Origin of the sequence: Candidatus Nitrosarchaeum limnium BG20, assembly GCF_000241145.1 — an archaeon.
Taxonomy (GTDB): domain Archaea; phylum Thermoproteota; class Nitrososphaeria; order Nitrososphaerales; family Nitrosopumilaceae; genus Nitrosarchaeum; species Nitrosarchaeum limnae.
Genome location: NZ_AHJG01000334.1, coordinates 1 through 5325, shown reverse-complemented (window position 1 = coordinate 5325; position 5325 = coordinate 1). Strand labels below are relative to the sequence as shown.

Annotated in this window: 6 protein-coding genes; 3 read left to right on the top strand and 3 right to left on the bottom strand. The window is 30.5% G+C overall.

Features of this window, described 5'->3' with window-relative positions:
• Positions 1-1103: metallophosphoesterase (locus tag BG20_RS11455; protein WP_010195607.1), on the bottom strand; the 1103-nt coding region annotated here is incomplete at its 3' end.
• Between the two features lie 114 nt (positions 1104-1217).
• Here BG20_RS11455 and BG20_RS11450 point away from each other — a divergent pair.
• Both BG20_RS11450 and BG20_RS11445 read left to right on the top strand, forming a co-directional pair.
• Positions 1218-1718 (top strand): stage II sporulation protein M, encoded by a 501-nt coding sequence (locus BG20_RS11450; protein WP_010195605.1) that lies wholly within the window; start codon positions 1218-1220, stop codon positions 1716-1718.
• An 85-nt stretch (positions 1719-1803) separates the two neighbouring features.
• Positions 1804-2706, top strand: a complete 903-nt coding sequence (locus BG20_RS11445; RefSeq protein ID WP_010195604.1) for a cupredoxin domain-containing protein — start codon at positions 1804-1806, stop codon at positions 2704-2706.
• Here BG20_RS11445 and cbiE read toward each other — a convergent pair.
• Positions 2703-3419, bottom strand: coding sequence for a precorrin-6y C5,15-methyltransferase (decarboxylating) subunit CbiE (gene cbiE, locus BG20_RS11440; RefSeq protein WP_010195602.1), 717 nt, complete (start codon positions 3417-3419; stop codon positions 2703-2705). The two genes, BG20_RS11445 and cbiE, sit on opposite strands and share 4 nt — an antisense overlap.
• A 2-nt stretch (positions 3420-3421) precedes the next feature.
• Positions 3422-3913, bottom strand: a complete 492-nt coding sequence (locus BG20_RS11435) for a hypothetical protein (protein ID WP_007402651.1) — start codon at positions 3911-3913, stop codon at positions 3422-3424.
• Between the two features lie 72 nt (positions 3914-3985).
• On the opposite strand from BG20_RS11435, the gene BG20_RS11430 reads away from it, so the two are divergent.
• A partial coding sequence (locus BG20_RS11430; RefSeq protein WP_010195601.1) for a peptidylprolyl isomerase occupies positions 3986-5325 on the top strand: 1340 nt, incomplete at its 3' end.

The following is a 5325-nucleotide window of genomic DNA, read 5'->3' as shown; positions in this document are numbered from 1 at the left end:
AACCCAGGCGTGGTTTTTACAATATCGTCTATACTTTGACCATGAAACATCATTACTTTAACACCATTCAAAGAGACTACGGCTGGATTACCTACCATAAACACATTCTCTCTTTCCCATAACCCAGAATTGTATTTTTTTGGTATAGCTGGTTGTGGTAATGCCCTTCGTCCAGGATCATGATTTCCTGGCATAATGAATATTTTGATGTAATTAGGAACTCTATCAATAAGTTCCTCGACTTTTTTTAATTGTTCTTCTATTGTTTGACATACCAATTCTTTATCTTGATTTGGATAGATACCAACACCATCCACTAAATCTCCTCCAATTAACACAAAACGAATTTTTCTAGCAATTGGATCTGGACTTGATAACCAAGATACAAACTCTGTAAATTCTTCTTCCATGAAATACTTACTACCTATATGCAAATCCGAAAGAAAAACTGCATATGTTTCAGTTTCAGACCTATTTGTGGCTTGATCAGGGATATCAGGCGAAATCAAATCTTTAATGATATAACCTGAATTTTTTCCCACACCAATTCGTGCCATAATGAACTGATCATTTAACAATGAACCAGCCACTTTCTGTAATTCAGTATCAAAAACAATACCTTCGAATAAACCAGAAGGATCTTCTAATACTAATTTTGTAATATTTCTCTCAGTAATTCTAGATGTAACAAGTCCACAGACGTACATATCATCATCACTTTTTGCAGACTTGACAGAAGTGATTGTTTTTAACATTCTTGATTCTGGCCTATCTGAGATTATTCTTTTTAATTTACTAAAACGACTTGCAAAAAGTGCATTATACCCTTTTACCCCCTCCCCCGTAGTGATTTTTAAAGTTGGATCAAATGTTATCTTATGGTCATTTTGTAAAGTTTGATCCTCTTTAATTCCTAAATAAACCTCTAAATCATCTTGATTAATTTGAAATAATTTTTGTTTTGTTTTCTCACGAACAATTTCCTTGATAATTTTTTCTAATTTTTTAACATCAACATTTTCTAAAAATTTGAATGCATTAGGATGAATTTGAAACCCTTTATTCAAAGCATAATTCAAGGCTAAAGTAAGCTCCTTTTTCATCATCAAAGAATATTTTTTGGTTTAATTAAATCTGCGCCTACAGTCAACCCTCAAATATTGTCTCTAACAAAATATTTTGTGTTTAAGATTAGAATAATTACATTTTTTATATTTATGGGATTATTTTCTATAATTTTTCAACTTGGCTCTATGTCTCAAGTCAGTAAAGAAGAAGCAAATGCATTCATGATTGAATTTGAAAAATTAGTTAAAGATATTGATGCAATAGGAATATTCATTCATAATTTATCTGTGTCATTACCAATGTTTATCCCAGGATTTGGAGTTGTTTGGGGATTGTTTTCAGCCTGGTCAACAGGATTTGCCTTTTCAGCAATAACTACAATCTCACCTGAAATAGCAAAAATTCCACCTCTTACACTACTTTTTCTCTCACCATTTGGAATAATGGAACTAACTGCATATTCAATAGCAACATCCAGGAGTTTTATGTTGATTAAAGCAATTTATAAAAAAACCAATCTAATCCCTTTTCTTAAACCGACAGCCATAGAAATCAGTATTGTAACTGGACTTCTTTTAACAGGAGGATATTTGGAAGATTATATGATCAAATTAATTCAAGAAAAAAATCTAATTTTACCTATTTTTTAAAATTTAAAAAAACTCGTAGATTTGCTCATTCAGTCTAAAATAATTTAGTAGTAAATTATAAACCAAATTAAATTAAAAATGATGTATGAATATTACCATTTTTACTCTTTTAGTATTACTTGCTTTTTCAGGATTTATTTTCAGTGATTCTTTTGCAATAATTACTCCATACAGCGCTTTTACTTTAGAAGGTTCTGGTTACGCAGTAACAGAAAATATGATAAAAATTTCTAATATTGATTTAACACTATCTACACAACAACTATCTGGAAGTAGTGTAAGATCATTAGTTGAAGAAGGACTCATTACTTTAGATGCAGAAAATTTTCTAGCTACTGACTTAAAGACAACAATACTACGTCAAGGTCAATACATTAGAATTGATGGAATTGCTGAAAACACTTCTGGTGATCAAACAACAATCAAATTTTTTGGACGATTAATTGAAGAAAGTAAAAATGCATCAATTTATGGATTCACTGGAAGAATTGCAATGGATAATAATAATTATAAAATAATATACACCGCAAAACTTTCTGAACTAACAAAAATCAATATTACACCAACAGAATCTAAAACAACAGATCAAAAAACTATAATTCATATTCTTAAAGGTGCATCAACTCAAGGTGTAGGTTCAACTATAGGTCAATATGGTAGTTCACAAGGGACAGAATTAAAATTATTTTCACAAGATAGAATTTCAATCAAACCGGGAACAACAATAACTATTGTAAACGATGATACAGTAACACATAGTATTCAAAGTGGAAAAGATACTGGTGATCGTTATAATAGATTTGTTTCTGACGGTAGAATCTCAACTGGAGACATCTTACCAAATAAATCTGTAAACATTACATTTGAAAATGCAGGATTTTACAGATTATATGATCCGAATTATCAATGGATGGACATTGTAGCTTATGTATTTCCAAATGTAGATAACAGTGTTAATCTTGGACAATCAGCTAAACCTAAAAACTAGTTTTTCCACTGCCACTTGTAATTCATATATGAATCTAAGATAGATTGATTAAAAACCATTACAGACAAATCTGAAAATTCTTTTCCCTCCAAATCTTTTACCGTTCCGACAAAATTGGTTTCATTTTCAGTAGTTAGTGCTTCAAAGACATGAACCTTCATATTTTTTGTATTAAACCCATTATTTTTCAGATAAATTGCAATTTCTGATGGCATAAAATGTTTATCTGGTTGTTTAGGCCATGGTCTTGGAACTAAAATTACACTATATCCATCAATCAAGGCTTTTTGCAATTCTAATTTCTTTTCTTCAATTGAAGTTGTAACGTGCATTGTAATTATTTTGGATTTATCAAGTGGTACTCTTGCTTTTGATGCAGTAACTTGAATTGAACTAATCCCTGGAATTATTTCAACCTCACCAAAAATTTCAATTAATCTATCTACAACCTCTGATTCTGAAAAATTTACATCACCAGTAAATGGAATAACTAAAGAACGATCTCCTAATTCTAAGAGAATTTTTTGATATGATTCTTCTTGATTATTCATAGTAATTTCATGAATTTCTTTTCCTGCTAACAAATCTTCTATTGTTTTTAATGTGTATTTGTAACCAATTACAACATCACAATCCTGTATTACTTCTCTTACAATTCTGGTGACGTATCTTGGAGAACCAGGTCCAACACCTACAGCATAAATTTTTCTCAATTTTACTTTGTAAATTTTTGCCTGTCTTTAATATATTGCACAAAAGGCTCCCAATCTACTTTCATGTACTTTGTAGGCTCTTTAGCTGGATACTTGACCCAATCTTGGGCAATAGAATATTGATATTTTTGTAGTTTTCCCTCTTTTTCATATTCTAAAACTAAGATACTCCCCCATTCCTTTTCTTCATGAGTAATATTCAAAATATCATCAAATGATAACTGTGTGTTTTTTTCATTTTCCATATCTTCAATGAGATTACTTTCATTATATCCATCGTGACGGATCATTGTGTTTTTTGATTTTAAAAAATTAATGACTTGTCTTTGCCTAATTGCTTGCCACCATTTCATTTTGGCTTGTGTTTTATGGATAAACATTAGGTGTCTATCGGTTAGAATCAACATTCCTTCTTTTCCACCTATTGATAAGAATTTTTTAGATTCTCTCCATACAGAAACCAAATGAGCTTGAATTTTTTCATCAGGCTGCATGACAATTTATTATTCTAACTTGTTAAAAACTAATACAATTAGCTTTTAAGTAAGATATTATCTGGAATTTTATTGAAAAAATTTCTTGGTATAATATTTTTAACATTGTTTTTAATTACTTTAGGAAATCAATCATTTGCACAATCTGATGATAAGTTAGTAATTTTACATACTAATCTTGGAAAAATTGTAATAGAGTTTTTCCCCAATGATGCTCCAAAACATGTTGAAAATTTTATTAAATTAGCAGAAAGTGGATTTTATGATGGTACTGTTTTTCATAGAATAATTCCAGGATTTATGATTCAGGGTGGAGATCCAAATACAAAAAGTGGAGATCCAACAACTTGGGGAATTGGAGGACCAAATTATTCTGTAAATGCTGAATTTAACACAATAAAACATAATCGAGGAATTGTCTCAATGGCAAGATCAGCTGATCCCAACAGTGCAGGCTCTCAATTTTTTATTGTTCATAAGGACTCAAATTTTCTTGATGAACAATATACTGTATTTGGAAGAATTGTAACTCAAGAAAGTTTTGATACGCTTGACAAAATTGCTTCAGTTCAAACAGGCGACAGAGATATTCCAGTAAATATAGAGCAAGTAAAAATCACAAAAGCTGAAGTTGTAAAACGTTCTGATGTATCTAATCTACTTAATTTATCAGAACCTGAACGAACAACTACAGAAATTACAAGTTCTTCTGGTAGCCAACTTTATGAAAATAAGGCTTTAGATATTTCATTTAATGTTCCAACAGGTTGGTTATTACAAGAACCTGAAAAAACAGATGAAAATGCACCCGATATTGTCGCTGTAGGTCCAAGAGTTGGTACTATCAACCCAGTTATTTCTCTAACAGTTTCTGATAGTAAAGGAAGATCATTAGATGATTTAATCAAAGAAAAAGACGAATTTTTAAAAAATGCACTAAAGACTGGTAATTTAGAAATAATCTCACAAGAAAAATCAATAATTAACGAAAAACAAGCATATGTTACTAATGCCAAAGGTTTCTTCTCTAATAATGGAACATCATATAATGTGCAATTCAGAGAAACAATAATTTCAACTCCTGAAAAATTTTATGTTTTTGCATACAGTAATGGAATAGAAAATTTTAATGATCAAATTTCTAGATTTGAAGATTCTGTAACTTCTTTTAAAATAACATCTGAGCCAATTAAAGAAACAAAATCTGATACAGCTTCAATCAATTCAGAAGAAAAAGGTGATCAATCTACCTCTAAAGGCGGTGGTTGTCTAATTGCTACTGCAACATATGGCTCAGAACTGGCACCACAAGTACAACAATTAAGAGAACTACGAGACAATTCCTTACTCAAAACAGAATCAGGTACGTCGTTTATGAGTACATTCAATCAATTCTACTATTCATTTAGTCC